General features: G+C 72.0%; 23 protein-coding genes. 4 read left to right on the forward strand and 19 right to left on the reverse strand.

The features are described from left to right. Positions 1-23: 23 nt before the first annotated feature. The 3 genes from LHJ74_RS01800 to LHJ74_RS01810 all read right to left on the reverse strand — a co-directional run bounded on the left by LHJ74_RS01800 (position 24) and on the right by LHJ74_RS01810 (position 3,306). Positions 24-788: an SseB family protein gene (locus LHJ74_RS01800; RefSeq protein ID WP_260215604.1), complete on the reverse strand. Its 765-nt coding sequence runs from the start codon at positions 786-788 to the stop codon at positions 24-26. 62 nt (positions 789-850) lie between these two features. Next, complete coding sequence (mycP, locus tag LHJ74_RS01805; protein WP_260215605.1) at positions 851-2,074, reverse strand: type VII secretion-associated serine protease mycosin; 1,224 nt, start codon at positions 2,072-2,074, stop codon at positions 851-853. Continuing rightward, a complete protein-coding gene (locus tag LHJ74_RS01810; RefSeq protein WP_311203240.1) occupies positions 2,074-3,306 on the reverse strand; it encodes a hypothetical protein in 1,233 nt (410 codons plus the stop codon). The genes mycP and LHJ74_RS01810 overlap by 1 nt, the downstream gene beginning before the upstream one ends. Positions 3,307-3,636: 330 nt before the next feature. Here LHJ74_RS01810 and LHJ74_RS01815 point away from each other — a divergent pair, with 330 nt between their 5' ends. Beyond that, entirely contained in the window at positions 3,637-4,851 is a 1,215-nt protein-coding gene (locus LHJ74_RS01815; protein ID WP_260215606.1) for an amino acid deaminase/aldolase, read from the forward strand. A gap of 48 nt (positions 4,852-4,899) precedes the next feature. Here LHJ74_RS01815 and LHJ74_RS01820 read toward each other — a convergent pair whose 3' ends face one another. Both LHJ74_RS01820 and LHJ74_RS01830 read right to left on the reverse strand, forming a co-directional pair. Beyond that, positions 4,900-5,802 carry a DUF2510 domain-containing protein gene (locus LHJ74_RS01820; RefSeq protein ID WP_260215938.1) on the reverse strand — a complete coding sequence of 301 codons (903 nt, stop codon included), beginning with the start codon at positions 5,800-5,802 and terminating at the stop codon, positions 4,900-4,902. A gap of 441 nt (positions 5,803-6,243) precedes the next feature. Next, positions 6,244-7,203 carry a LysR family transcriptional regulator gene (locus tag LHJ74_RS01830; protein ID WP_260215607.1) on the reverse strand — a complete coding sequence of 320 codons (960 nt, stop codon included), beginning with the start codon at positions 7,201-7,203 and terminating at the stop codon, positions 6,244-6,246. Between the two features lie 71 nt (positions 7,204-7,274). On the opposite strand from LHJ74_RS01830, the gene LHJ74_RS01835 reads away from it, so the two are divergent. Beyond that, positions 7,275-8,387 carry an SLAC1 family transporter gene (locus LHJ74_RS01835; RefSeq protein WP_260215608.1) on the forward strand — a complete coding sequence of 371 codons (1,113 nt, stop codon included), beginning with the start codon at positions 7,275-7,277 and terminating at the stop codon, positions 8,385-8,387. Here the strand turns inward: LHJ74_RS01835 and LHJ74_RS01840 are convergent. From LHJ74_RS01840 to LHJ74_RS01850, 3 genes are all read right to left on the reverse strand, one after another. Next, positions 8,335-9,084, reverse strand: a complete 750-nt coding sequence (locus LHJ74_RS01840) for a helical backbone metal receptor (protein ID WP_260215609.1) — start codon at positions 9,082-9,084, stop codon at positions 8,335-8,337. The genes LHJ74_RS01835 and LHJ74_RS01840 overlap by 53 nt on opposite strands. A gap of 200 nt (positions 9,085-9,284) precedes the next feature. Next, positions 9,285-10,868 (reverse strand): TROVE domain-containing protein, encoded by a 1,584-nt coding sequence (locus LHJ74_RS01845; protein WP_260215610.1) that lies wholly within the window; start codon positions 10,866-10,868, stop codon positions 9,285-9,287. A gap of 299 nt (positions 10,869-11,167) precedes the next feature. Further along, complete coding sequence (locus tag LHJ74_RS01850) at positions 11,168-11,689, reverse strand: OsmC family protein (protein ID WP_260215612.1); 522 nt, start codon at positions 11,687-11,689, stop codon at positions 11,168-11,170. A gap of 75 nt (positions 11,690-11,764) precedes the next feature. Between LHJ74_RS01850 and LHJ74_RS01855 the strand changes: the two genes are divergently transcribed. Both LHJ74_RS01855 and LHJ74_RS01860 read left to right on the forward strand, forming a co-directional pair. After that, the gene (locus LHJ74_RS01855; RefSeq protein ID WP_260215613.1) at positions 11,765-12,685 is read left to right on the forward strand and encodes a 5'-3' exonuclease; all 921 of its coding nucleotides are present in this window, start codon (positions 11,765-11,767) and stop codon (positions 12,683-12,685) included. Between the two features lie 90 nt (positions 12,686-12,775). Then, positions 12,776-13,675, forward strand: coding sequence for a siderophore-interacting protein (locus tag LHJ74_RS01860; RefSeq protein WP_260215614.1), 900 nt, complete (start codon positions 12,776-12,778; stop codon positions 13,673-13,675). 73 nt (positions 13,676-13,748) lie between these two features. Here the strand turns inward: LHJ74_RS01860 and LHJ74_RS01865 are convergent, their stop codons facing one another. From LHJ74_RS01865 to pafA, 11 genes are all read right to left on the reverse strand, one after another. Then, the gene (locus tag LHJ74_RS01865) at positions 13,749-14,972 is read right to left on the reverse strand and encodes a phosphatidylinositol-specific phospholipase C1-like protein (RefSeq protein WP_260215615.1); all 1,224 of its coding nucleotides are present in this window, start codon (positions 14,970-14,972) and stop codon (positions 13,749-13,751) included. A 187-nt stretch (positions 14,973-15,159) separates the two neighbouring features. Then, a complete protein-coding gene (locus LHJ74_RS01870) occupies positions 15,160-17,967 on the reverse strand; it encodes a DEAD/DEAH box helicase (protein WP_260215616.1) in 2,808 nt (935 codons plus the stop codon). Positions 17,968-18,168: 201 nt separating this feature from the next. After that, positions 18,169-19,080: a diacylglycerol kinase gene (locus LHJ74_RS01875; protein ID WP_260215617.1), complete on the reverse strand. Its 912-nt coding sequence runs from the start codon at positions 19,078-19,080 to the stop codon at positions 18,169-18,171. A gap of 17 nt (positions 19,081-19,097) precedes the next feature. Then, a complete protein-coding gene (gene tatC, locus LHJ74_RS01880) occupies positions 19,098-20,048 on the reverse strand; it encodes a twin-arginine translocase subunit TatC (RefSeq protein WP_260215618.1) in 951 nt (316 codons plus the stop codon). Positions 20,049-20,127: 79 nt separating this feature from the next. Then, positions 20,128-20,424 carry a Sec-independent protein translocase subunit TatA gene (tatA, locus tag LHJ74_RS01885; RefSeq protein WP_260215619.1) on the reverse strand — a complete coding sequence of 99 codons (297 nt, stop codon included), beginning with the start codon at positions 20,422-20,424 and terminating at the stop codon, positions 20,128-20,130. Between the two features lie 164 nt (positions 20,425-20,588). Then, the gene (locus LHJ74_RS01890) at positions 20,589-20,780 is read right to left on the reverse strand and encodes a hypothetical protein (protein WP_260215620.1); all 192 of its coding nucleotides are present in this window, start codon (positions 20,778-20,780) and stop codon (positions 20,589-20,591) included. A gap of 33 nt (positions 20,781-20,813) precedes the next feature. After that, the gene (locus LHJ74_RS01895; protein WP_260215621.1) at positions 20,814-21,764 is read right to left on the reverse strand and encodes a helix-turn-helix transcriptional regulator; all 951 of its coding nucleotides are present in this window, start codon (positions 21,762-21,764) and stop codon (positions 20,814-20,816) included. 21 nt (positions 21,765-21,785) lie between these two features. Then, positions 21,786-22,757 carry a helix-turn-helix transcriptional regulator gene (locus LHJ74_RS01900; protein ID WP_260215622.1) on the reverse strand — a complete coding sequence of 324 codons (972 nt, stop codon included), beginning with the start codon at positions 22,755-22,757 and terminating at the stop codon, positions 21,786-21,788. A gap of 286 nt (positions 22,758-23,043) precedes the next feature. After that, on the reverse strand, positions 23,044-23,418 hold the full coding sequence (locus LHJ74_RS01905) for an FKBP-type peptidyl-prolyl cis-trans isomerase (protein WP_260215623.1): 375 nt from the start codon (positions 23,416-23,418) through the stop codon (positions 23,044-23,046). A 70-nt stretch (positions 23,419-23,488) separates the two neighbouring features. After that, on the reverse strand, positions 23,489-24,433 hold the full coding sequence (locus LHJ74_RS01910; protein WP_260215624.1) for an FKBP-type peptidyl-prolyl cis-trans isomerase: 945 nt from the start codon (positions 24,431-24,433) through the stop codon (positions 23,489-23,491). An 83-nt stretch (positions 24,434-24,516) separates the two neighbouring features. Then, on the reverse strand, positions 24,517-25,878 hold the full coding sequence (gene pafA / locus LHJ74_RS01915; protein WP_260215625.1) for a Pup--protein ligase: 1,362 nt from the start codon (positions 25,876-25,878) through the stop codon (positions 24,517-24,519). Positions 25,879-25,880: the final 2 nt, after the last annotated feature.

Consider the following 25,880-nt stretch of genomic DNA (forward strand, 5'->3'; position numbering starts at 1 on the left):
ATGCGGGTGGCGGCGGACCGCGGTCAGCGCCGGTAGAGCGCTGTCGCGGGCAGGGTGCCATCGGGCGGCAGCAGGGCGAGGTCCAGCCCGCGCACGAGCCGGGCACGCAGGGTCTCGTCCGCCGCCAGAGCCCCGGCGACCCGCTGGGCGACGGCGGGGACGTCCGCCTCCGGCGCCAGTGCGAGCGCGAGGGTGCCGTCGGTGCCAGCTGGGCCCCCGGCCTCCCCGGCCTCCCCGGCGGGGACGAGCTGGGCGCCCCGCACCGCGGGCTCCGCCGCCAGTACGGTGCGCAGCGCCGTCATGACGTCCGGGTCCCGGAGCGGTCCGCCCTCCCCCGCACCGGCGTTCGCGAGGGCGCGCATACCGCTGCCGGTCAGCTCGTAGGTGACCGGACCGGCCAGGTCGATCACGAGCGTGTCGGCCTGCTCCTGTGCCGCGGCGCGCAGCGCCTGCGGCAGCCGTACGGCGACCGGACGCGCGTCGGGCTGCCAGCGGGCGAGGGTCTCGGTGGAGCTGAAGGCGGGGAGCGCTCGGCGACCGCCGGGGGCGGTCAGGGTGGGTACCGCCATGTCGCTGGACTTGTCGCGACGCAGCCCGTCCGGGCCGGTCTCCGCCTCCCTGAGCACCGCGACCACCGGGACCAGGAGCCGCGCCCCGGACAGCGCGGCGAGCAGCCGCGGTTCGGTGGCGGGGTCGGCCTTCCACGCGGCGAGCGCCTCGGACAGCGCGGGGTCGGCCGAGCCGTCGTCGCCTTCGAAACCGGGGTCGGGGATGTTCTTGGGCTCCATGACGCGAGCGTATCGGGCGTCCTCACACCGTCTTCGCCCACCACCCAGCAGGTGGGGGCGCGTCAACTGCGCGGCAGGCCGGGCCGCAGCCGCAGTCTGAACCCTCGCAGCAGGGCGAGCGCCACCCCGATGAGCAGCACGCCGCAGACGCCCGCGACCGGGGCGAGCCAGCCGCCGCCGCCACCGTCCTGTTGGTCGGGCCCGGTGCCGAAGTAGCGCTCTTCCTGCGGCAGTCTGCTCGGCTCCAGTGTGCGCGCGGAGAGATCGGTGCCCATTTCGATGGCGGCGGCGGGGTCGACGATGCCGGTCCCCAGCGCGTCGCTGCGGCCGCCCTCCGGGGTGTTCCGGGCCGTGTCGGCGATGAGGTCCTTGATCTGCGCCGGGGTCAGGTCGGGGTGTGCGGCACGTACGAGCGCGACCGCTCCGGAGACGAAGGCGGCGGCGGCGCTGGTGCCCCAGCCCTCGTAGTAGCGGCGGTCGGGCTCGGAGATGATCACGTCCTTGCCCGGTGCGGCGACGGTGGCGTACCAGCGGCGGGTGGAGAAGGAGGCGCGGGCGCCGCTCTGGTCGACTGCGGCGACGGCGATCACGCCGGGGTAGGCGGCCGGGTAGGAGACATGGTCGCCGTCCTCACCGGCGTTGCCCGCGGAGGCGACGACGGCGACGCCCTTGCGCAGCGCGTACCGGACGGCGGCGTCCTCGCGGGGTTCGGGGTGCGCGGAGTCGCTGTCATCGCCCAGAGAGAGGTTGATGACGTCGGCGCCGTGATCGACCGCCCAGCGGATGCCCTCCGCGAGGGCGCCGCCGCGGTCCCTGCGGGCCTTGTCGCGCTGCGGGTCGCCCTCCTCCAGCAGCACCCTGACCGGGAGGATCTTCGTCTCGGGGGCGACGCCGAGCAGGCCCTCGGACGCGTCCGGTCCGTGACCGTGCCCGGCGATGATCCCGGCCATCGCGGTGCCGTGCCGGGCCCAGGGCGCATCGCCGCGGGCGGCGCCGAAGCCGACCATGTCCTTGCCCGTGAGCACGGAGCCCCGCAGGTCGGGGTGGCTGCCGTCGACTCCGGTGTCCAGGACGGCGACGGTCACCCCCTCGCCCTTGGTCGTCTTCCAGGCGTCTCCGGCGTTGACCGCCTTGAGGCCCCACTGCCGACGCTGGATGTCCCCGTCCGCCGCGAAAGCCGTGCCGGGGGCCGAGGTGAGCAGCGTGCAGGCGGCGAGGAGCAGGGCGAGCAGGAGCGTCGCCGTGCGCCGGGGATGCCCCGAAGGGCGGAGGTGGTGCGCTGTCATCACTTGTCTTCCGTGTCCGCGCCGGGGAGCTGCTCGCGGAGGCCGCTCTCGATCCGGTCCGCGAGGCTCTTGGCGTCGTGCCCGAGCCCCGCCTGCGCCGCGGCGGAGGTCTGGTCCTTGGCGGTGGCTTCGGCGGCGGGCTGCGGATCGCTGACCGTACGGCCGTCGGCGAAGCCGGTGACCGCGTAGACGACCGCGGGGGCTTCGGTGAGGACGCCGAGGGTCCAGCTCGCGCGCTGTGCGTCGCCGAAGTCGGCGGAGACGGTGCCGCGTCCCGGGTAGGTACGGGGCATCAGGTCGCCGCGCTCGGAGAGCTTCTCGTCCGCGAACCGTTCGCGCAGCTTCCGCATCCCCTCCTCATCGGCCTCGGTGAAGACGACGCCGACCGTCGTCACGCTGCTGCTCGTCTCGTCGGCGTAGGTGGCGCGGATCAGCCGTTCGCAGCCGACCGCCCTGAGCGCCTTGCCGAGCAGCGGGTCGAAGGCGTTCCGGCAGGTGCTGTCCGGTGCGACCGCCACCCTGGTCCAGGCCCGGTCGGCGCCGCCGGGGCCCGCTCCCTTCCCGGTGATCTCGCGAGGGAAGAGAGTGTCGACGGGGACGTTGTGCCACAGCTCGCGGGACGTGTCGAAATCGGCCTCTGCGGCGGGCTCGGCGTCGGCGTCGCCGGTGAACCAGATGCCCGTGCCGACACCGCCGAGCAGACCCGTACCCAGGACCAGGCAGGCGACGGCGAGAAGCGTGCGCACGGGCGGGCGGCGGCGCTCGGCCGTGATCGGCCGCAACCGGAAGGTGGGCGGTCCGGCGAGGTCGGCCGGACCGGGCACGGAGGCGGCACGGCGCGGCGCGACGATGGGCTCGCCGGTGGGCGGCGGGGGTTGCGGCGGAGCGCTGGGCAGCGGCGGCCGGGGATGCCTCGACCGCTCCGGGGCTCCGGGGCGGCCGGTCTCGCGTTCGCCCGCGGTCCGGCGCCCGCCGTTTTCGCCCTGCCGTGCCGGAGCTGACGCGGGGACACCTGCGGGGGCGGTCGCGGAGCCGCCCGAAGGACCGTTGGCCGGGGCACGCTGCGGGGGCGGTCCGGGAGCGCGCATGGTGGCGCGGTCCGCGCCCGCCAGGGGCCTGCCCGCCGGCGGCGGGGGCCCGGTGCCGGGGCGTGGCGGTGCCGGTGGGCGCGGGGGCGCCGTCGGCTGCCTCGGCACGCGCTCGGAGTGCGCGGAGTCGGCTTCTGCGCTCATTCGCAGCCCTTTCCGCGCCTCGCCGCCCGCACAAGTGCCGTTCCGCGCAAGCCTGGTTGGTATCCGGACAGCATGCCGCTGCTCCTGCCGAGGTGTGGTGTGCGCGGTTACGACCTGGTGCACGACAGCCAGCGGGCTCCCGGCGCCCTGCGACTCCGCTCACTGGTCCACTCGCTACCGCGCACCGGGGCGTTACTCTACGGGGCGGACAGCCGTGCCCGACAACCCGTCTGCCCGCCGTACGCCGCAGGGTGGCACCGCCGCGAGGCTCCGCGACACTTCCCTTCCGGGGTCTGTGCGCCGGCCCGAAGGTCTGGCAATCTGCCAAGGGTGTTCGACACCACTGCCGACCTCGCCGCCGACCGGTCCCGCTACGACCGTGCGACCTCGGAGCTGGACGCCCCGCTGGCCCTTGTCGACCTGGACGCCTTCGACGCCAACGCCGCCGACCTGCGCCGCCGTGCGGGCGGCAAACCGCTGCGGGTGGCCAGCAAGTCGATACGCTGCCGGGCGCTACTGGAGCGGGTGCTGGCGACGGACGGCTTCGCGGGAGTGCTGGGCTTCACCCTTGCCGAGTGCCTGTGGCTGGCGCGCTCCGGTGTGCAGGACGTGCTGCTCGCCTATCCGTCCGCCGACCGGGCCCGTTTCGCGGAGCTGGCCTCGGATTCGAAGCTGGCGCGGACGGTGACGGTGATGATCGACGATCCGGCCCAACTGGCGCTGATCGACGCCTCACGGAACGGCGGCGGTGAGGAGATCCGGGTCTGTCTGGAGCTGGACACCTCGCTGCGGCTGCTCGGAGGCCGGGTCCGGATAGGTGCGCGCCGCTCCCCTCTGCACTCCCCAGCCCAACTGGCCGCGATGGCCCGTACGGTGCTGCGCCGGCCGGGATTCCGGCTGGTGGGCCTGATGGCCTACGAGGGGCATGTCGCGGGTGTCCCGGACGCGGTCGCGGGGCAGCCACTGCGGTCCCGGGGGATCCGGGTGATGCAGTCAGCCGCACGCCGGGAGCTGGCGGTGCGCCGAGCGGCGGCCGTGAGGGCGGTGCGCGCGGTCGTCCCGGACCTGGAGTTCGTCAACGGCGGCGGCACGGGCAGCGTGCAGCACACGGCGCGGGAGGCGGCGGTGACGGAGATCGCGGCAGGTTCCGGCCTGTTCGTGCCGCGGCTCTTCGACGGCTACACCTCCTTCACCGGCCGGGCGGCGGCACTGTACGCGCTGCCGGTGGTGCGCAGGCCGGGCCCGGGTGTGGTCACGGTGCTGGGCGGCGGCTACCCCGCCTCCGGGGCGCACGGCCGGGACCGGCTGCCGCAGCCGTACCTCCCGCCGGGACTGCGCTATGACGCGATGGAGGGGCCGGGCGAGGTGCAGACGCCGCTGCTGGGCACTCCGGCGGACGATCTGCTGATCGGCGACAAGGTGTGGTTCCGGCACGCCAAGTCCGGGGAGATGTGCGAGCACTTCACCCGGTTGCATCTGGTCGAGGGCGAGCGGGTGACCGCCACGGTGCCGACGTACCGGGGCGAGGGGCACACCTTCCTGTGACGGTGCGCCCCGTACCGGGCGGACAGGCCCTGCGCTCTGTCCGCCCGCCTACACCTGCTCGCTGCTTCCGTCGTCGTCCGCGACCGTGCCCTCTGTGACGCCCTTGACCAGCTTGTCCATGGCGCTCAGCGGCGGCGCCTCGTCATGGATGTCGAAGCCGCTGCGGATCACCAGCATCCGGCCGGAGCCGTCGGGGTGCGGGAAGACGACGGACTCGATGTAGGCGTCCGGTCCGAGCTTGTTCTCCAGCTGCCAGCGGACACGGTAGCCGTCCTCGCCCGCGACGGAGACCTTCTCGGAGAGCAGCTCCTTGTGCGACTCGATCCCGCCGTAGACCTCTGCCCCGTACGACTGCTGGGCATTGGGCTCGATGTCGGCCTTGGCGAGTGTCTCGGCGTCCTCCTCGCCCGCGGAGGCGTTCATCACGGCCGCGCCGCCGCGCACGCAGCCCTGCTCCTTGTCACCGGGGCACTTGTACGGGCCGATGGTGACCGCCGCGCCCCCGGTGCCCTCCGTGCGCTGCCAGCCGCCGAGCAGCGGCAGTTTCACGCCCTCGGCGATGCTGCCGGGCTCACCGCTCGGGGCGGGCTCCTCCGGTACGTCGTCCGGGTCATCCGGTTCGCCTGATTCACCCGGCTTGTCCGGTCCGGTGGGTGAGGGCTTGTCCTTCGCCTTGTCGTCCTTGGAGTCGTCGCCGGAGTCGTCGGCCAAGACGAGCACGCTGCCGATGATCAGAGCCACCACGACCGCCACGGACGCGCATATCCCCGCTATCAGCGGCCCCTTGGGGCGTTGGCCGGGAGGAACCCCGGGCGGCGTCGCCATCGGCATCTGCGGGTAGCCCGGAGCGCGGGTCTGCTCCGTCCAAGCCGAGCCGTCCCACCAGCGCTCCAGGGCGGGGCCATTGCCTGTGTGCCCAGGGTCTGGAAACCAGCCGGGCGGAGTCGTCATGGTCACGGACAAACCCTAGGGCAACAAACGTACGAGCGACGCGCCAGGAGGGCTTTCCGGTGCGTTAATCGGCCGGAGAAGGCGGCGGATCCGGTGCGGGCACCCCGACAGCATGGATTCCGGAGGCAGGGCGCGGTGCGGGTGGGCCTCCCCGCCCCCGTCCCGGCGCGCCCGCAGCCCCGCAGCCCCGCAGCCCCGCAGCCCCGCAGCCCGTTGGAGGTTGCCCTGTCCGCACCGCTGATCGGCATCAGCACCTACCTGGAACCCGAGGTGCGCTGGCGGCAGCCCGCCGCACTGCCTCCGGCCGGATACCACCTGTGGGTGCGGCGCGCGGACTGCCTCGCCGTACTGCTCCCGCCCGACATCGCGGGCGACCCGCGCACCGGGCCGCCCGCCCCGGAGCCACCGGTGCGGGGCGCAGCGGCGACACCGACGGCACCGTCAGCGCCGGAGCCTGCTGAGGCCGAGCAGATCGCGCACCGGACCGGCGGGCGGGCGCTGCCCCTTCGGCCATACGGCGCGCAGCGCCCGCCGCAGTGCGACGCCCTCGACCGGCACCGCCACCAGCCGCCGGGCGGCCAGTTCCTCGCCCACCGCCAGTTCGCTGAGCACCGCCGGACCCGCGCCGCCGATGACGGCCGCCTTCACTGCGGTGGTCGAGGGGAACTCGTGGAGCGGCACGGCCAGTTCGCCCAGCGCGCCCGCCAGCACCTCGCGGGTGCCGGACCCCTCCTCGCGCAGGATGAGCGGGGTGGCGGCCAGTTCGCGCGCGTCCGGCGGCCTGCGGCGGCGGGCCCATGGGTGCGCCGGGGGGACGACGACCAGCAGCCGGTCGTGGCCGATGACGGCGCCGTCGAGCCCCTGTGGCACGGTGAGCCCCTCCACGAAGCCGAGGTCCGCCTCGCCCGAACGCAGCCGCTCGGCGACGAAGGCGGAGTTGCCCGCGGCGAGCGAGACGACGGTGTCCGGGTGCCGGGCGCGCAGCGCGATCAGCCAGCCGGGCAGCAGGTACTCGCCGATCGTCATGCTGGCCGCCACCCGCAGCCTGGAGTCGCGGCGGCCGCGCAGTGCCTGCACTCCCGCGTCGAACACCTCCGCCGACTCGACGATCCGCCGCGCCCAGTCGGTGACCAGGGCCCCGGCACCGGTGAGCCGCGAGCCGCGCGGCGAACGCTCCAGCAGGGCGATGCCCAGCTGCCGTTCCATCGCCCGTACCCGGCTGCTGGCGGCGGGCTGGCTCACCCCGCACTCGCGAGCCGCCCGGCCGAGGCTGCCCAGCCGGGCGACCGCGAGCAGCAGCTGCAACGCGCCGAGGTCGGGGACCCGCCGGGACAGCCCCAGGCCGTTCTCCGGGCCCGCCGGGGAGGCCGGGCTGCCGCCGTGTGCACCGGCACCGCTCATAACCCCAGCTTATGCCCTGATAGCCGGCCGCACTCTGGCGGGTGCGGCCCGGCGGGACGACCGTTCGGGACATGACTCCCGCTCACCCGATCTCCGCTCAAGCGCCCCCCGCGCCGCACCCCATCCCGGCCCGCGTCCCCGCGCCCGCCTCCCCGTCCGTCCGCTACCTCGGTCCCAACTGGTACGCCTCGGTCATGGGCACCGCCATCGTCGCCGGTGCCGGCGCCGCGCTGCCCGTGCGGATACCGGGTCTGGCCGGCGTCTGGGCGCTGTCCGCGCTGATGCTGGCCGCGCTGCTCGCCGCCCGCGCCGTGCACTGGGTCCGGCACCCCGACCGGGCCGGGGCGCAGCTGCTGGATCCGGCCGTCGCGCCGTTCCACGGCTGCATGGCGATGGCCCTGCTCGCGGTGGGCGGCGCGGCGCTGGCCACCGGGGTGCCGGGCGGCCCGGTCATCGACGGTGTGCTGTGGACGGCGGGCACCGTGGCAGCGCTGGCGGCGGCGGCTGGAGTGCCGTATCTGATGATCACCCGGCACCGGATCGCGCCCGGCGACGCGACCCCGGTCTGGCTGCTGCCGGTGGTCGCGCCGATGGTCTCGGCCGCGCTGGGCCCACCCCTGGCTGCCTACCTGCCACCAGGGCAGCCCCGGACGGCCCTGCTGCTGGGCTGCTACGCCCTGTTCGGGCTGAGCCTGTGCGCCACGCTGCTGATCCTGCCCGTGGTCTTCGCGCGGCTGCTGCACCACGGTGCACTCCCCCTGGCCCTGACGCCGACGATGTTCCTCGTGCTGGGGCCGCTGGGGCAGTCCACGACGGCGGTCGGCAGCCTCGCCGACGCCGCGCCCGGCCCCTTCGGCGCCGCCGCGATGCTCTACGGCGTGCCCGTGATGGGTTTCGCGCTGCTGTGGCTGGCACTGTCCGCGGCCCTGGTGGTACGTGCCGCGCGGCTCGGTATGCGCTTCTCCCTTGCCTGGTGGGCGTTCACCTTCCCGGTCGGCACCTGTGTGACGGGCTCGGCCTCACTGGCCCGGCACTCCGGACTGGCCTCCTTGGACTGGCTCGCGGGCGGGCTGTACGCGCTGCTGGTAGGTGCGTGGGCGACGGCCTTCGTGTGCACCCTGCGCGGTCTGGTCAGCGGAGCGCTGCTCGCAGGGCCCGCCCGAGAACTTCCGGCGCCTCGCTGAGCGAGGGCCCGTACCAGGTCAGATGACGTCCGCTGACGAGCGCGGCGGGCAGTGCGGGAAAGGCTTCGGGGCCGTCCTCGGGGGTGAAGCGGTAGGGCTCGTCGGGCAGCACGACGAGATCGGCGCGCCCGTCGTTCAGCTCGGGCAGCGGGACGCGCGGATAGCGCTCGGCGTGCCCGGCGTACACGTTGCGCACGCCCAGCCGCGCGAGCAGGTCGCCCGCGAAGGTGTCCCGGCCCAGCACCATCCAGGGCCTGCGCCACACCGGCACGACAGCCGCCGCCCCGCACTCGGTCCGCGCCGCCCGCCAGGCGTCCTCCGCCTCGTCCAGCCAGGCGGGGCGGGTCAGCCCGCAGCCCTCCACCAGGACCCGCTCCAGCTCGCTGAACGCCTGCGGCAGCGTGCGTACTTCGGTCACCAGCACGCGCAGTCCGGCGGCGCGCAGCACGTCCAGGTCGGGCGCCCGGTTCTCCTCCTCGTTGGCGAGGACCAGGTCGGGGGCGAGGTCGATGATCGCGGGCACATCCGGGTTCTTCGTGCCGCGCACCCGGATCGCCTCCAGACCGGGCGGGTGACTGCACCAGTCGGTCACCCCGGCCAGCAGACCGGGCTCGGTGACCGCGACCGCCTCGGTCAGCGAGGGGACAAGCGAGACCACCCTCCGCACGGTGCCGGTGCCGGTGCCGGTGCTGACCATGGCGTGCCTCGTCTCTCCGGTTCTCTCCGGGCTCGCCGGCCCGATGGGTCCGTCCGGACCGTACCCCGATCGGCGAGCGGTCGAGCAGGCCCCTCGCACCGCGGCGGTGCGAGGGGCCTGCTCGATTCCCTCTTCTCCGTGGGCGGCGGCGTCCGCAGCGGCCGGGCCTGCATCCCCCATGCCGGAGCCAGCGCCGCCCTTCAGGCCGCGGCCTCCCAAGGCCAGGCCGGAGCCCCCTCCCCGCGGTCCTGCGACAGCAGGTCGATCATCGTGAACAGCTTGTCGCTGAAACCGCCGATGTCGTACCGGTGGGGCCTGGTCGCGTCGATCGTCGCCGCCGTGTAGCCGGTGGTGTCGACGCCGAACACCGGCACCCGGGCCGGCACCGCCTCGGAGACCGCGACCTGCCCGCGCGGCCCGTGGACCGGGAAGGCCTGCATGTCCGAGATCACCACGACCCGGTCGTGCCCGTCGTACGCCCCGCGCAGCGCCTCCACCGTGCGGGTGCCGTGGCCCACCTCACCGATGCGTGCGCAGAACCTGTCGATCTCCCGCAGCGCCGAGCCACCCGCGGTGATCGGGTGCCGGAACCAGTCCGAGGCGAAACCGACCAGATCCACCGCACAGCCGCGGTGCGCCAGAGCCACCCCGACGAGCGCGCCGACATCCACGTGCCGCACCTTGGAGCGCCCGGACACGGCACCGGTCATCGACGCCGAGGTGTCGACGACGACCAGCGTGCGGCCGGGAAGAGCCGGGATGTTGGCCGTCGCCGCCGTCAGCGCCCGGTCCAGAGCGTGGCCCCAGCGCAGCGACGGCGCCGCGCGGTACGCCGAGAGGAAGCGGTACGGGAACTGCCGCGAGCGCGCGATCTCGGCCGGGTCGCACAGCCGGTCGATCACCTGCTGCGCCACCGCGTCCGACACGCCGGCCTCGTCGAAGTTCCGCAGATTGCGCAGCTGCGCCATCAGGCCCATCGACGGCAGCACGGCCTCCCACGCCGCCGCGTCCATCGGCCCCTGGAGCCAGCCCGCCAGCGCCTCCCAGGTCATCCCCGCGTTCCGCAGCGTCGCGGCGGCGTCCGGGGCGGTCAGCACGGCGCGCCGCTCCTCAACCGGCAGCGCCGTCAGCTCGGCGCGGGCCCGCACGGTACCGAGCTCGCTCGGTACGTCCTGCCCCCGGCCGTGCCGCCGGTCCAGGGCGTGCCGGAACAGCGGCCCCTGCCACGGCTTCTCCCGCTCGGGCGCCGCGTGCACCAGCTCCAGCACGTCGCCGAAGCGGAACGCGCTGCCGTCGGTGTCGTACTTCAGCAGCGCGCGCTCGCCGTACAGCCGGCGCACCGCGTCCGCCAGGCCGCGCTTGACCGGCTTGGGCAGGGTGCGCCCGTGGGCGCCCATCCAGTACGCCAGGAACTCGGCGGGCTCGTCCGGCCGCAGGCACACCGCGCCGACGAGTTCCCGGTTGCCGCCGTGCAGTCCGGCGGCGAGCCGCGCGTGCACGGCCTCGGCGGCGGCCACCAGCGAAGCGGAGCGCATCTGTGCCTCGCCGCGCAGCCAGGTCAGGAAGCGGGCGGTCCAGGCATCGTCCTCGACGGCGACGGTGCGTACGAGCCGGGCGTAGCGCTCGTCGCGCTCCCCCGCCTCCTCGTAGAAGGTCTGCTCACCCACCATGTTGACGACGGCGAGCAGGACCAGCTCGGATTTGGCGTCACGTACGAATGCCTTGCCGCCCTCGTGGGTCACGGTCAGCGCGTTACGCGGAAGCGTGCGATTGAACTTGCTCATGATTCCCCCGAACCGAGCGCGAGGGGAGCGCGCGACGGCATGCCGGAGACGCCCGAGTTCTCAAAGAATCGGCGACGGTGATTCACCACAAGAAGTAGCCGTCACCTGCGCACCGGGCGCTCCGGTGTGCCGAGCGCGCCTCCCGAGATCAGAGATGTGACGACGGTCTGCTCTCCGCCGGAGCGGCGAGTCTCAGGAATTGAACCCGAATCAACCGAAGTAACCGTCGTCTTCGCACCGGGAGGTGCGTTCGTTCACGCCCATGAGATTAGGAGCAAGCACGGCGCGCGTCATGTGAATTAACCGCCGGCGGCCGGTGCTTGGCCCGGTGCTTGGCCCGCCGGGGGCGCGGCCGTGACGTTCGGCCGGTGCTGCACGGGGAAGTTCACGGATCGGGCGATGAAGCACCGGGCGGGGACCTCGGCGTGCAGCGCGACCGCCCGGTCGATCATCGAGGCGTCCGTCACGGTGATCTCGGGGCGCAGCACGACCTCGGTGAACTGTCCGCCGCCGCGCCCTCCTTCGTCCATTTCGACGGTGCCGACGGGCTGGTCCGTATATCCGGTCACCACGACGCCGCCGGTCGCGCAGAGATGGAGATACCAGAGCATGTGGCATTCCGAGAGGGAGGCGACGAGGAGTTCCTCGGGATTCCACCGGTCCGGATCACCTCGGAAGTGCGGATCCGAGGAGGCGGGAATGGTCGGCTTCCCCTCCGCGAGCACCTCGTGGATGCGGCCGAAGGAGCGGTAGGAGTCAGTCCCGGTGCCCCGGTTTCCGGTCCAGCGGACGGTCAGTTCATAGGTGTGCGAACGGCTCATGGGCTCAGCATAGGTACGCGACAGCCCGCGGGGGCGCACCCGCGGGGCGGCCCGGCCTGCGGCATGATCGGGCAGATGACACCACGGCTGATGCTTCTCGACACCGCGTCCCTGTACTTCCGCGCCTACTTCGGGGTGCCCGAATCCGTGCGGGCCCCGGACGGCACCCCGGTGAACGCGGTGCGCGGGCTGCTCGACTTCGTCTCCAGGCTGGTCCAGGACCACCATCCCGACGCACTCGTCGCCTGTATGGACTTCGACTGGCGGCCGCAGTGGCGGGTCGAGCTGATCCCGTCCTACAAGGCACACCGGGTGCTGGAGGAAGCCGAGCAGGGTCCGGACGCGGAACAGGTCCCCGACACGCTCTCCCCGCAGGTTCCGGTCATCGACGAGGTGCTCGACGCGCTCGGCATCGCCCGGGTGGGCGCGGAGGGCTATGAGGCGGACGACGTCATCGGCACCCTGGCCGGGCGGGCGTCCGGGCCGGTGGACATCGTCACCGGTGACCGCGACCTGTTCCAGCTGGTCGACGACGCACGCGGCGTGCGGGTGCTCTATCCGGTGAAGGGCGTCGGCAACCTCGCGGTGTTCGACGAGGCCGTACTGCGCGAGAAGTACGGTGTCGACGGGCCGGGGTACGCCGATCTCGCCCTGCTGCGCGGCGACCCGAGCGACGGGCTGCCCGGGGTGCCGGGCGTCGGCGAGAAGACCGCCGCGAAGCTGCTCGCCTCGTACGGCGATCTGGCGGGGATCCTGGCCGCGGCCGAGGACCCGTCCTCGGCGCTGACCCCCTCGCAGCGCAATCGCCTGCAGGCGGCGCGGCCCTATCTGGCGGTGGCGCCGACGGTCGTACGGGTCGCCGACGACGTGGCGCTGCCCGCGTTCGATCCCGCGCTGCCCACCGGTCCCCGTGATCCGGCGGCGCTGTCGGCGCTCGCCGCCCGCTGGGGGCTCGGCGGTTCCCTGGAGCGGCTGCTCGGCACCCTGGCCCCATGATCTGCTAGGTTAGGTATACCTTACTTCAAGGTCGGATGATGTCGGCGCTTCCCGGGAGATACCGTGCCAAATGCAGCAGACTCAGCAGCCGTGCCGGGCGCAGCAGCCGCGCCGAGCCCCGGAGGCCGGGCGGATCGTACGAGCCGCAAGCAGCCGGAGCCGCACCGTGGCCGGGTGCTGCGCACCGAGCGGCTCACCCCGCACATGCTCCGCGTCGTCTTCGGCGGCCCGGGGCTTGCCCGCTTCCCCTCGGACGGGCATGCCGACTCCTACATCAAGCTGCTCTTCCCGCTGCCGGAGGTGAGCTACCCGGAGCCGTTCGACATCGCCCGGATCCGCGCCGAGTTTCCGCGCGACCAGTGGCCGGTCACCCGGACGTACACGGTGCGCAGCTGGGACCCGGAGGCCCGGGAGCTGGCGGTGGACTTCGTCATCCACGGTGACAAGGGCCTGGCAGGCCCCTGGGCCGCCGGCGCACAGCCGGGCGACGAACTGCTCTTCCTCGGGCCCGGCGGCGACTACTCGCCCCGCCCCGAGGCGGAGTGGCACCTGCTGGCGGGGGACGAGAGCGCCGTGCCCGCCATCGCCGCCGCGCTCGAACGGATGCCCGCGGGCATCCCCGTGCGCGCGCTGATCGAGGTCGAGGGGCCCGAGGAGGAGCAGCCGGTGAACGCGCCCGCCGGGTCGGAGGTGGTCTGGCTGCACCGGGGCACGGCAGCACCGGGGCAGGCGCTGGTGGCGGCCGTACGGGCGCTGGACTTCCCGCCGGGGCACATACAGGCGTTCGTACACGGTGAGGCGGGCATGGTGAAGGAGCTGCGCCGCCATCTGCGGCTGGAGCGCGAGGTGGCCCGCGAGCAGTTGTCCATCTCCGGCTACTGGCGGCTGGGCCACGACGAGGACGGCTGGCAGGCGTCGAAGAAGCAGTGGAACGAGCGGGTGGAGGCGGAGCAGGAGCGCGAGCAGGAGCGGGACCGGCAACCGGTGTGAGCCCGAAGCCCTCCGGCTGCCGTCCCGCCCTCCGTCCGGCGGCTGCCCCGCCCCGGCGGGCAGCCCGCCGCGCTCAGCCCTCCAGCGGCCGCCAGGGGCACTGCCACTTGCGTACGCTGACCGGGTTGCAGCGCACCACGTCCTCGCCGCCGGGCAGTTCGGCGACATAGTCGGAGCCGTAGCGGGCGGCAAGACCCGGCACCGGGAAGTCCGTACTGACCATCTGGGCGCCGGACTCCAGGGCGTCCCGCAGCATCCCGGTGTCGCCGCTGGAGGCCTGGTCCAGCGGGACGTCGGAGCGGGTGCGGACGAAGTAGCCGCGTTTCACCAGATCCTGGATCACCGCCTTGTTGGCCCCGGTCGGATCGTTGACCTTCATGAACGCGGAGTCGGGGCGGCCCGGTTCCTGCGAGTCGGTGAACAGCACCCGGCCCTGCAGGCTCTCCCGGCCACCCGCCCGGTAGGCGTCCTGCAGCTTCGGGTCGACGTTGTCCATCAGGAACATCGTCTTGCCCCGGCTCTCGGAGACCTTGGGCCAGCCGTGCCGCAGCACCGACTGCTCCAGCGTCTCCCCCTTCCGGCGGATGTCGTCGGGCGTGACGGTGTCCCCGTCGGGGAAGACGGCGCGGATCTCCGCGTCCAGCGCATCGAGCATCGCCGTGTCCCAGGGCGGGCTCTTGGCTCCGCCCTGCTCCTCCAGCCGCGGATCGGTCCGCTTCAACTCCAGCAGGACCGGCACGGTGACATGACCGGGCTGCCGCTCCGACCACTTCCTGACCTGGGTCAGGCATTCCCTGAGGGTGACGCAGCTGCTCTGGTAGTCGAAGTCCGCCCAGTGCAGCACCTTGAAGCCGGGCTTCTTCCAGGCCGCGTCCGCGAGCGGCGGCAGACCCGCCGCCTTGCGGATCAGCGGATCGGCGTACAGACCGCCCTCCGGGTCCGGGAAGACGTCCAGCTCGATGCCACGCGCCCGCTGCCGCTCGAACTGCTGGGGCAACGAGGCGTGGCTGTAGAGGAGGTTGCGGAAGTTCGGATCGTTCTGCTCCATGAACTTCTGCTCGGCGAAGGAGACTTCGCGGTGGTAGCTGTTGTGCGTGGCCATCGCCTGGATCTGGTTGAGCCGCAGCTTCTGGGCGGGATCGCGGTCACGGTGCGGCTGGGCCTGCGCGGCCGACGAGAGCGCCGCGAGCGCGGTGACCACCGTCACGGCGGCGAGCCAGCGGCGCAGCCGCCTCCCGCCGGGGCCACGACGGCCGGAACTCTCGCTGCCGGAGTCCTTGCTGGAGTGCCTGGGCACATCCACCTCCTGTTGGGGCGCGTACAAGGTCGCGCCTCAACATGCCGCCGGTCCGCCGCACAATCAACACCGTGCGACGGACCTGCGGTTGAACTCTCGGAGACCGCCGGGCCGGAAGCGGACAGCTCCCGGCACCGGCACCCGGCCCCAGGACGCCGCGGGCCCGAGAAGATCCGCCGGACAGGCCCTATCCCACCGAGGTGTAGGCCACCACGCCGCGCCGCATCTCCTCGATCGCCCGCCGCGCGTTCTTCCCCACCGTGCCGCCGGGCGGCGCCGCCGCCGCGAGCTGGCCCAGCACATCGATCACCTGCTTGCACCAGCGCACGAAGTCGCCCGCGGGCATGTCCGCGTCGCTCAGCACGGCGTCCAGGCCGTGCCCCTCCGCCCAGCGGTACGCCGCCCAGGCGAAGCCCAGATCAGGCTCGCGCTGCCCCACTCCCTCGGCCGCCGTGATCCGGTGCTCCTCCTCCAGGGCGTCCAGACGGCCCCAGATGTGCACCATCTCGGCCAGCGCCTGCTTGGCCCGGCCGCCGGGCAGCCGGGGCGGCAGCGCGTCGTCCGAGGAGCGCGACTCGTACACCAGGGCCGAGACGCAGCCCGCCAGTTCGGAAGGCGGCAGGCCCTCCCAGACGCCGTCCCGCAGGCACTCCGAGGCCAGCAGGTCCAGCTCGCCGTACAGCCGGGCCAGCCGCCGCCCGTCCTCGGTCACCTCGTCACCGTCCAGGTACTCCAGCTCGGACAGCAGCGAGTAGACCCGGTCGAAGGTGCGGGCGATGGTGTTCGTGCGCCCCTCGATCCGGCGCTCCAGCTGCCGGGTGTCACGGCGCAGCCGGTGATACCGCTCGGCCCAGCGGGCGTGGTCCTCCCGCTCGGCGCAGCCATGGCAGGGGTGCTGCCGGATCTCCGCCCGCAGCCGGGCGATCTCGGCGTCCTCCGCCGCCTCGGACCGCTGCTTGCGGTGCCGCTGCGGCTCGTAGTGGCCCGCCTTGGTGCGCAGCGCGGACGCCAGGTCCCGGCGGGACTGCGGGCTGCGCGGATTGAAGGACTTGGGGACGCGCATCCGGTCCAGCGGCTCCACCGGAACCGGGAAGTCCAGCGCGGCCAGCCGCTTCACCTGACGCTGGGCGGTGAGCACCATCGGACGCGGGCCCTCGTGATGCTCGAAGGAGCCACGCCGCCCCGTGCCGCGGGCCGCCTGCGTGCCCGGGTCCAGCACGAGGGCCAGCCCGGCGAACTTGCCGGTCGGCACATGGATGATGTCGCCCGGCTTCAGCTTCTCCAGCGCCACCGAGGCCGCCGCCCGGCGCTGCGCCGCGCCCTGCTTTGCCAGCTCCGTCTCCCGGTCCTTCAGCTGCCGCCGGAGCCGCGAGTACTCCTCGAAGTCCCCCAGATGGCAGGTCATCGAGGCGAGGTAGCCCTCCAGCCCCTCCTCGTTCTTCTGCACCTGGCGCGAGATGCCGACGACGGCGCGGTCCGCCTGGAACTGGGCGAAGGACGTCTCCAGCAGCTCGCGCGAACGGTGCCGTCCGAACTGCGAGACGAGATTGACCGCCATGTTGTACGACGGCTTGAAGGACGAGCGCAGCGGGTACGTACGCGCCCCGGCCAGCCCGGCGACCGCGCCCGGGTCCATGCCGCGCTGCCACAGGACGACGGCATGCCCCTCGATGTCGATGCCGCGCCGGCCGGCCCTGCCGGTCAACTGGGTGAACTCGCCCGGGGTGATGTCGGCGTGCTGCTCGCCGTTCCACTTGACCAGCTTCTCCAGCACCACCGAGCGGGCGGGCATGTTGATGCCGAGCGCCAGCGTCTCGGTGGCGAACACCGCCTTGACAAGGCCGCGTACGAACAGCTCCTCGACGACCTCCTTGAAGGTCGGCAGCATGCCCGCGTGGTGCGCCGCGATGCCCCGCTCCAGGCCCTCCAGCCACTCGAAGTAGCCCAGCACGTGGAGATCCTGGTCCGGGATGTCCAGGGTGCGCGCCTCGACGATCTCCCGGACCCTTGCCCGGTCCGCCGTCGCGTTCAGCCGCAGCCCGGCGTGCAGGCACTGCTGTACGGCGGCCTCGCATCCGGCGCGGCTGAAGATGAACGTGATGGCGGGCAGCAGGCCCTCGGAGTCCAGCCGGTCGATGACCTCCGCACGGCTCGGAGTCCACAGGCGGCTGCGCTGGCGACGCTCCCGCTCTCTGTCCGCCTCGCGCTGCGGACGCCCGCGGCGCTTGTCGCGGCCCGCGGTGGGGCGGCCGTTCTCCATCCGGAGCATCCGCACCAGGTCCGGATTTACCTCCTTCTTGTCGCCCTTCTCCTCGAACAGGTCGTACATCCGCCGCCCGGCCAGCACATGCTGCCAGAGGGGGACCGGGCGGTGCTCGGAGACGATCACACGGGTGTCGCCGCGCACGGTGTCGAGCCAGTCACCGAACTCCTCGGCGTTGGAGACCGTCGCCGAGAGTGACACCAGTGTCACCGATTCGGGCAGATGGATGATCACCTCTTCCCACACGGCGCCGCGGAAGCGGTCGGAGAGGTAATGCACCTCGTCCATCACGACGTATCCCAGGCCCAGCAGGGCGCGCGAGCCGGCGTAGAGCATGTTCCGCAGGACCTCGGTGGTCATGACGATCACCGGAGCGCCCGCGTTGACGCTGTTGTCGCCCGTCAGCAGACCGACGTTGGCGGCGCCGTAACGCGCGGCCAGGTCGTTGTACTTCTGGTTCGACAGCGCCTTGATCGGTGTGGTGTAGAAGCACTTGCGGCCCTGGGCGAGGGCGAGATGGACGGCGAACTCGCCGACGATCGTCTTGCCGGAGCCGGTCGGCGCGGCGACCAGCACTCCCTTTCCGGCTTCGAGGGCTTGGCACGCCTCGATCTGGAACGCGTCCAGCTCGAAGTCGTACAGGTCACGGAAGGGTGCGAGAGCGGTGGCCGCGTCCGCGGCGCGTTTCCGGGCCACGGCGTACCGCTCAGCGGGGGACAGGTCCTCGGTCATCGTGTCTACGAGCGTACCGGCCACCTGTGACAGTGCTCGATCTTTATTGGGCGTCCTTACGACCTCTCCCGCGATAGGGCGTGGATCAGGGAGCGGCGTTCTGGGCCTTCGGATCCAAGGCGGAGGAGGGAGGCGACACGGAGCGCCGTCGAGTGACGACAACGCCGGAGGCGGAGTCGCAGGGCGTCGGGAGCCCACGCCTTATCGCGGGAGAGGTCGATATCCGCCGGTGAGCACCCGCACCGCCCCCGGCACGGTCTCCGCAGTCAGCGGCAGCGGGCCCACCGGTTCGCCGTCGGCGTAGCCGGTCAGCCCCTCGGCCTGCAGGGTCACCTTGCGGGCCCGGTGCACGGTCACCACCGGATGGCTCAGATGCGTGCCCTTGTACACCCGCGGGAAGACCCGCAGCAGCGTGCTGCGGCTGCACTCCCCCACCACCGTGATGTCGAACAGCCCGTCGTCCAGCCGGGCGCCCGCGCACATCCGCATTCCCCCGCCGTAGCTGGGCCCGTTACCGACCGCGACGAGCGTGGCGGCCAGCTCGCGCGGCTCCCCGTCGTCAAGCGTGAGGAGGTAGGGGATCGGACGCAGTGCGGCCAGCTCCGCGAGCATCGCCACGTCGTAACGCAGCCGCCCGGTGGGCCAGCGCATCCGGTTGCCCCGGTCGTTGACCCGGGAGTCGAAGCCCGAGGCGAGGACGGAGCCGAACCAGCGGTCGCCCGTGCGCCCCAGGTCCACGGCCCGGGTGCTCCCGGCCTTGAGCGCGTCGGCGATCAGGCGTCCGGCCCGTACCGGAGCGCGGACCGGCAGTCCGGTCGCGCGGGCGAAGTCGTTGCCCGTCCCGACCGCCACGACGCCGAGCGGCACCTCCGTACCGGCGACCGCCTGCAGGGCCAGCGAGGCCATGCCGTCACCGCCGACGGCTACCAGGGCCCCGGTGCCTCCCCGCACCGCCTCACGGGCCCGTGTGAGCGCGTCAGGGGCATCGCGGCCGACCACGGTGCGTACGGCGAATCCCGCGTCGCGCAGGACGCGTGCGGCGGGCTGGGCGGCCCGGGCACCACGGCCCCGGCCCGCCGTCGGATTGACGAAGAGGGTGATCTCGCTGGTCACGCGCGGACACTACCGGGTCAGGTCGCGTCGTCGTAACCGTTGCGCGCGCTGCTGCCGTCCCGCTCCGGTGCGGGGCCGGGCTCAGGTGCGGCCCCGGCCGGCGCCACCGGCTCCGGGGTGAGGTCGAGGTCGGACGCCTCGTCGTCGTCCAGCCCGGCGTACGGGTCGCTGCGGCGTCGTCGTCGGTCGTTGAAGAAGCACACGCCCACTGCCGCGAAGTACAGCAGCACGATGGGGACGGCCAGGGCTGCCATGGTCAGCGGGTCACCGGTGGGGGTGGCGACCGCGGAGAACACCGCGATGCCGATCACCATGAAGCGCCACCAGCCGAGCAGCTGCCTGCCCTTGACGATGCCGCCGAAGTTCAGCATGACCAGCAGCAGCGGCAGCTCGAAGGCGAGCCCGAAGACGATCACCAGCCGGGTGATGATGTCCAGGAAGTCGTCCAGCGGGATGAGGTTGCTCGTGCCTTCCGGGCTGAAGTCCAGCAGCGTCTTCGCGGCGGTCGGCAGGATGATGTACGCGAGCCAGGCGCCGCCGAGGAAGAGCGGGGCACCGGCCGCGACGAACCCGTAGGCGTACTTCTTCTCCTGCTGATGCAGACCGGGGGCGAGAAACGCCCAGAGCTGGTAGAGCCAGACCGGGGAGGCCACCACGAGCCCGGTGGTGAGGGCCACCTTCAACATGATGGTGAACGGGGCGACGAAGCCCTGGATCGTGATGTCGGCGCAGACCTCGCCGTTCTCCGCCTTACCGAAACTTTCGTCGCAGCCGACGGCTTCGAGGACGGGCTCGGTGAGGAAGTCTGCGATCTGCTTGTAGTAGATCATCGCCACGACGGAGACGGCGAGAATCGCCAGCACCGCCTTCATCAGCCGGTTGCGCAGCTCCCGCAGATGTTCCGCGAGCGGCATCCGGCCCTCGGGGTCTCTCTGCTGTTTACCCTCTTTGCGGGCGGACTTGAGCAACCCAGGTCCTCATGTCGGTCGTGCCGGACATGATCCGGCCGGGTGGGGTCAGTCGGTCAGTGAGGTCAGTACTGCCGGGTCAGTTCTGGCTGTTGGGCTGCTTGGCAGGCTCGCCGGCCGGGCGCGAGCTGGTCACGTCACCGGGTGCTGCCTGGATCGTCTTGGGCGCTGCCTGCGTGGCGTCAGCGGGAGCGGTGTCGTCCTTGTCACCGTCGCCGTCGGCGCCGTCCTTCTTCATCTGCTTGGCCTCGCTCTTGAGGATGCGGGCCGACTTGCCGAGGGAACGTGCCATGTCCGGAAGCTTCTTGGCACCGAACAGCAGCAGGATGACCAGGAGAATCAGCACGATCTCGAGGGGCTTCAGATTGCCGAGCATGTGCCACTACCTTCTCGCCGGGGCGGCGTGTGTTCTTGCCTGCCGTAGGAATCGGACTGGCTTCGTCGCGCCCAGCGATCGTAACCCTGTGGAGTGAACGCGTGGCAATCCCCGTGCGTACTCCGGATTGACGGTCACCGCGGCAATGACGCAGCGGGCCTAGCCTACCGCTCAAAGGTGCGGGAGCAGGAGACCGTCGCACGCTCCAGATCGTCGGCCGCCCTCGCGACGCGCTCCGAGCCGTCCCCGACCGCCCGGGAGAAGCGCCGTACCTCCAGTGCCACCCGGACAGCGAGCAGCCCCAGGACGGCGATACCGCAGAAGGCGAGCACAAGGAAGAACATCGGCCAGAGCATGCCCCGACCCTAACCGGTAGGGGCGGGCCCGCCTCACTCCCCGTACGCGGCCAGGGCCTGCCTCGCGGCGTCACGGGCGCTGTCGGCCAGCTCAGGCGGGGCCGCGATCCGGCCGTCCGCGCCCAGCCGCAGCGCGAGCCGCCGCAGGGAGGCCGGATCCGGCGTGCGCAGGATGATCCGCAGGCCTCCGTCCGGAAGCTCCTCGGCGCTGTCATGGGGGTAGTACTCGGCGACCCAGCGCCCGCCCGGAGCGACCTCGACCACCACCTCCGGATCCTCCGCCGCCGGCTGCACCAGCCCCTCCGAAAGATCCCGCAGCTCCACCGGCGGCGGATCGGAGGGCTCGTCCAGCAGCCGGATCTCGGCCACCCGGTCCAGCCGGAACGTGCGCCGGGCCTCGGAAAGGCGGCACCATGCCTCGACGTAGGTGTGACCGACCGCGAAGAGCCGGATGGGGTCGATCTCCCGCTCGGTGAGCTCGTCCCGCGCCGGAGAGTAGTAGCGCACCCACAGCCGGCGCCGCTCCGCGATCGCACGGTCCACGTCCGCGAAGACCCCGCCCTCCGACTCGAAGGTGACCGAGAGCCGGGAGGAGGCACCAGCGGTGTCGCCCGCCGCCGCCTCCAGCTTGGCTGTCGCCCGCAGCAGCGCGTCCCGGTCGCTCTCCCGCAGCCCCGGCAGCGTGGCCACCGCACGGGCGGCCACCAGCAGCGCGGTCGCCTCGTCGGCGGCGAACCGCAGCGGGGCCGCCAGGTCATCGGCGTTGCGCCACCAGATGCGCTCCCCGTCGGTGTCGATCTCCAGCAGATCGCCGCCCCGGAAGCTCGTACCGCACAGTGGCAGCACGTCGAGATCGGAGATCAGCTCGTCGACCGTGATGCCGAAGGCCCGCGCGACGTCGTCGATGCGCGCGCCGGGCCGGTCCCGCAGATAAGTGACCAGCGACAGCATCCTGCGGGTCTGGTCGATCGCGTTCGATGCCATGATCCTCTGCTTTCCGCCCCTTCAGCCCTTGGCCACGGCGCGCAGCCGGTCGACCACGTCGGCCCGCAGCTCCGCGGGCTCCAGCACGACCAGGTCGGGACCGAACTCCACAAGCCAGGCGTCCAGTCCGTGCCCGTACGGGATCTCCAGCTCGTCCCAGCCGTCGTCGCGGGGACACACCTCGGTGGCGCGCGCCCGCAGCGGATACCCGGCGCCCCCGCGCAGCAGGATGCGGGCGGTGCGTGAGGCGCTCTCCCCCGCCCAGCGCTCCACCGTCTCGCGCACGGTGACCTGATCAGGCACCACAGCGGTGAACGCCGCCGCACGGGAACGCACCGCACCGGTGATCCGGGAGAGCCGGAACACCCGCTCCGCCTGCCGGTCGCGGTCGAACCCCGCCAGATACCACTGACCGCGCCAGCACTCCAGAGTCCACGGCTCCACCTGACGGCGTCCGGGACGGGCCGCGTTGGACTTGCGGTAGTCGAAGACGACAACCCGGCGGTCGCGGCAGGCGAGCATCAGAGGCTCGAACGCGGCTTCCCGCGCCGGGATGTAGGGCTCCAGGCTGCTGTGCGGGTGCAACTGCCCGTACGACTCCGCCTCGTCCGCCTGCGGCATGCCGCCGGCGGCGCGCAGCTTGTGCAGAGCACCGCTCGCCGCGCCGGCCAGCCGCGCCTGCTGCCAGACCCGCGCGGCGAGACCGAGCGCGGTGGCCTCGGCTGCGTCCAGCGTGATGGGCGGCAGGCTGTTGCTGTCCCGGCGGGCGACATAGCCCGCGTCCCCGTCCAGGTTCTCCACCGAGTCGATGACCAGGCCGAGTTCACGCAGATCGTCCTTGTCCCGCTCGAACATCCGGTTGAAGGAGTCGTCGTTGCTCGCTTCCAGATACGCCTCGATGGAGGCGCGCAGTTCGTGTTTGGTGAGCGGGCGCCGGGCTCCCAGCAGGCACAGCGCCAGATTCATCAGCCGCTCGGCCTTGGCAATCGCCATGGACCCCTTGCCTCTCTCGATCCGCTCCCGGACACCGACCGTACCGCCCGGCGCACACAGCGCAAAGCCGAGGGCTCCTCCCGTGGATCCTGGAGGACCAGCCCGCGGCGTCCGGTGCTGCGCATCGCAAGGCGGAGGAGCGCCCTCGTACCGGGCGTACCCGGGCGCCTGAAGACAAACGCGGCGAGGTGCGGCGCCGGACGCCGCGGGCCCGAGAAGATCCACCGGACAGGCCCGGGGCCCCCGCCGCCCGCTGATCGCGCACGGCAGGGGCCCCGGAAGGGTCTCAGACGGAGACCAGATCGCAGACGAAGATCAGCGTCTCGTCCGGCTTGATCAGGCCGCCGCCGGCGCCCTGCTTGCCGTAGGCGAGGTGCGCCGGGATGGTCAGACGGCGCCGGCCGCCGACCTTCATGCCCTGCACGCCCTGATCCCAGCCGGAGATGACCTGCCCGGCGCCCAGGCGGAACTGCAGCGGGTTGCCGCGGTTCCAGCTGGCGTCGAACTCCTCGCCGGTGGAGAAGGAGACGCCCACATAGTGCACGGAGACGTTGTCCCCGGCCTTGGCCTCGGGGCCATCGCCCTCCCAGAGGTCCTGGATCTCCAGGGCAGCCGGCGGCTCACCCTCGGGGAAGTCGACCTCGGGCTTCTCGATGCTCACGAAATTGCTCCTACGAACGAATCTTCTGGACCGCGCACCAGTCTGTCACGCCGAGTGACCCGGCGGGCGATCAGTTGACGCTGAGCACATCCACGCTGAAGACGATCCCCGACTTGAACTGAGCTCGCTGCTCCTTGGGGAAGTCCTTCTCCGGCACCGAGATCACCACGCGGCTGCCCGCCTTGGCTCCCTTGAGGCCGTCCTTCCAGCCGGGGATCTGCGAGACCGGGAACTCCTGCGGGCCACCCTGCTCCCAGGTGTTCGCGAAGTCCTTGCCGTCCCAGAGCTTGGCGGCGAAGTTGGCCAGCACGGTGCTCTTCGCGTCGACCTCCTTGCCGTCACCCTCGATGATCGTCTCGCTGGTGAGCTTCTTCGGAGCCTTGGCGCCCTTGTCGATCTCGATCTCCGGCGCCTTGTCCTCGATCTTGGTGCCGACCTTGGGCAGGTCGGCGTTCGGCTCGCCCTTCACCGGCTTGCCGTCGATCTGGCTGGGCATCGTCTTCTTCAGGTCCACGACGAAGACCAGAGTGGAGTTCTGCGGGATCTGCGGCGGCTTGCCCTCCGCGCCGTAGCCCTTCTCCGGCGGGATGACCATCTCGACACGGCTGCCGAGCCGCTTGCCGACCAGGGCTTCGTCCCAGCCCTTGATCACGCTGCCGGTGCCCAGCTGGAAGCTGGCCGGGCTACGGCCCTCCTTCCAGGTGCTGTCGAAGACCGTGCCGTCCCAGAGTTGGCCGAGGTAGGCGGCGTTGAGCACCTCACCCTTCTCGACCTTCTTGCCCTTGCCCTCCTTGAGGACCTTGACCTGGAGCTTCTTCGGAGGGTCGCCCTCACCCTTCTCGATCTTGGGCGTCTTCCCGTCCTCGGCGGAGACGGCGGGCACGGTGACGGACTTCGCCTTCTTCTTCCCCCCGTCGTCGTCGGAATCGTCGCTGCCGCAGGCGGCTGCGGACGCGATCAGCAGGGGGACGGTCAGCACCGCGGCGAATCGCCGGGCAGTGGTGGAGAGAGTCATGTGTCAACTCACGGGGTAGGGGGTGTCGCCATTCACGCCAGCCTACGGCCCCGCGCGGCTCCCCCCACCCCACGGACACGGAATCACATTCCCGCGATCAGCTTTTCGACTCGCTCATCCACGGATCGGAAGGGGTCCTTGCACAGAACCGTGCGCTGAGCCTGGTCGTTCAGCTTCAGATGCACCCAGTCCACGGTAAAATCGCGGCGCTGCTCCTGAGCCCGCCGGATGAAGTCGCCGCGCAGCCGGGCCCGCGTCGTCTGCGGGGGCACCGATTTACCCTCGAAAATCTTGAGGTCGTTGCAGATCCGCGCTGCCTGACCCTTTCGCTCCAGGAGGTAGTAGAGCCCGCGACGGCGATGGATGTCGTGATAGGCGAGATCTATCTGGGCGATCCGGGGATGCGACATGGTGAGGTTGTTCTTTTCCCGGTACCGCTCGATGAGCTGGTGTTTCATCACCCAGTCGATCTCGGTGCCGACCTTCTCCAGCTCCTGGTTGCGCACGGCCTCCAGGGTGCGGCCCCACAGCTCCAGGACCTGTTCGACCGTACCCGTACGGATTCCGCGGCGCTCACAGAAGTCCACGGCCTTCTCGTAGTACTCCTGCTGCACCTCGAGGGCGGACGCCTCCCGGCCGCTGGCCAGACGCACCTTGCGCTGGCCCGTGATGTCGTGACTCACCTCACGGATCGCCCTGATCGGGTTCTCCAGTGTGAGATCACGCATCACGGTGCCCGCCTCGATCATGCGCAGGACGAGGTCGGTGGCACCGACCTTCAGCAGCATCGTCGTCTCGGACATGTTCGAATCGCCGACGATGACATGGAGGCGGCGGTACCGCTCGGCGTCGGCGTGCGGTTCGTCCCGCGTGTTGATGATGGGCCGGGAGCGGGTCGTCGCGGAACTGACCCCTTCCCAGATGTGCTCGGCACGCTGGCTCACGCAGTAGACGGCCCCGCGCGGGGTCTGCAGCACCTTGCCCGCGCCGCAGATCAGCTGACGGGTGACCAGGAAGGGAATGAGGACGTCCGCGAGGCGCGAGAACTCCCCGTGCCGGGCCACGAGGTAGTTCTCGTGGCAGCCGTAGGAGTTACCGGCCGAGTCGGTGTTGTTCTTGAAGAGATAGACGTCGCCCGCGATTCCTTCCTCGTGCAGGCGGCGTTCGGCGTCGACGAGCAGGCCCTCGAGGATCCGCTCACCCGCCTTGTCGTGGGTGACGAGCTCGGTCACGCTGTCGCACTCGGGAGTCGCGTATTCGGGGTGTGAGCCCACATCCAGATACAGGCGGGCCCCGTTCCGCAGAAAGACGTTACTGCTGCGGCCCCATGACACGACACGGCGGAAGAGGTACCGCGCCACCTCGTCAGGAGACAGCCGCCGCTGTCCCCGGAACGTACATGTGACGCCGTACTCGTTCTCCAGCCCGAAGATTCGGCGGTCCATGA

The sequence above is a fragment of the Streptomyces gossypii genome, from assembly GCF_025165795.1.
Lineage (GTDB): Bacteria > Actinomycetota > Actinomycetes > Streptomycetales > Streptomycetaceae > Streptomyces > Streptomyces gossypii.

What these genes read in the sequence shown, in the direction of transcription:
- LHJ74_RS01910 (WP_260215624.1), bottom strand. Translation starts at nt 24,433, where the DNA reads ATGACTCTCTCCACCACTGCCCGGCGATTCGCCGCGGTGCTGACCGTC.
- mycP (WP_260215605.1), bottom strand. Translation starts at nt 2,074, where the DNA reads ATGACAGCGCACCACCTCCGCCCTTCGGGGCATCCCCGGCGCACGGCG.
- LHJ74_RS01855 (WP_260215613.1), top strand. Translation starts at nt 11,765, where the DNA reads ATGACACCACGGCTGATGCTTCTCGACACCGCGTCCCTGTACTTCCGC.
- LHJ74_RS01845 (WP_260215610.1), bottom strand. Translation starts at nt 10,868, where the DNA reads ATGAGCAAGTTCAATCGCACGCTTCCGCGTAACGCGCTGACCGTGACC.
- LHJ74_RS01895 (WP_260215621.1), bottom strand. Translation starts at nt 21,764, where the DNA reads ATGGCATCGAACGCGATCGACCAGACCCGCAGGATGCTGTCGCTGGTC.
- pafA (WP_260215625.1), bottom strand. Translation starts at nt 25,878, where the DNA reads ATGGACCGCCGAATCTTCGGGCTGGAGAACGAGTACGGCGTCACATGT.
- LHJ74_RS01820 (WP_260215938.1), bottom strand. Translation starts at nt 5,802, where the DNA reads ATGACGACTCCGCCCGGCTGGTTTCCAGACCCTGGGCACACAGGCAAT.
- LHJ74_RS01850 (WP_260215612.1), bottom strand. Translation starts at nt 11,689, where the DNA reads ATGAGCCGTTCGCACACCTATGAACTGACCGTCCGCTGGACCGGAAAC.
- LHJ74_RS01800 (WP_260215604.1), bottom strand. Translation starts at nt 788, where the DNA reads ATGGAGCCCAAGAACATCCCCGACCCCGGTTTCGAAGGCGACGACGGC.
- tatA (WP_260215619.1), bottom strand. Translation starts at nt 20,424, where the DNA reads ATGCTCGGCAATCTGAAGCCCCTCGAGATCGTGCTGATTCTCCTGGTC.
- LHJ74_RS01870 (WP_260215616.1), bottom strand. Translation starts at nt 17,967, where the DNA reads ATGACCGAGGACCTGTCCCCCGCTGAGCGGTACGCCGTGGCCCGGAAA.
- LHJ74_RS01835 (WP_260215608.1), top strand. Translation starts at nt 7,275, where the DNA reads ATGACTCCCGCTCACCCGATCTCCGCTCAAGCGCCCCCCGCGCCGCAC.
- LHJ74_RS01840 (WP_260215609.1), bottom strand. Translation starts at nt 9,084, where the DNA reads ATGGTCAGCACCGGCACCGGCACCGGCACCGTGCGGAGGGTGGTCTCG.
- LHJ74_RS01810 (WP_311203240.1), bottom strand. Translation starts at nt 3,306, where the DNA reads ATGAGCGCAGAAGCCGACTCCGCGCACTCCGAGCGCGTGCCGAGGCAG.
- LHJ74_RS01890 (WP_260215620.1), bottom strand. Translation starts at nt 20,780, where the DNA reads ATGCTCTGGCCGATGTTCTTCCTTGTGCTCGCCTTCTGCGGTATCGCC.
- LHJ74_RS01830 (WP_260215607.1), bottom strand. Translation starts at nt 7,203, where the DNA reads ATGAGCGGTGCCGGTGCACACGGCGGCAGCCCGGCCTCCCCGGCGGGC.
- LHJ74_RS01900 (WP_260215622.1), bottom strand. Translation starts at nt 22,757, where the DNA reads ATGGCGATTGCCAAGGCCGAGCGGCTGATGAATCTGGCGCTGTGCCTG.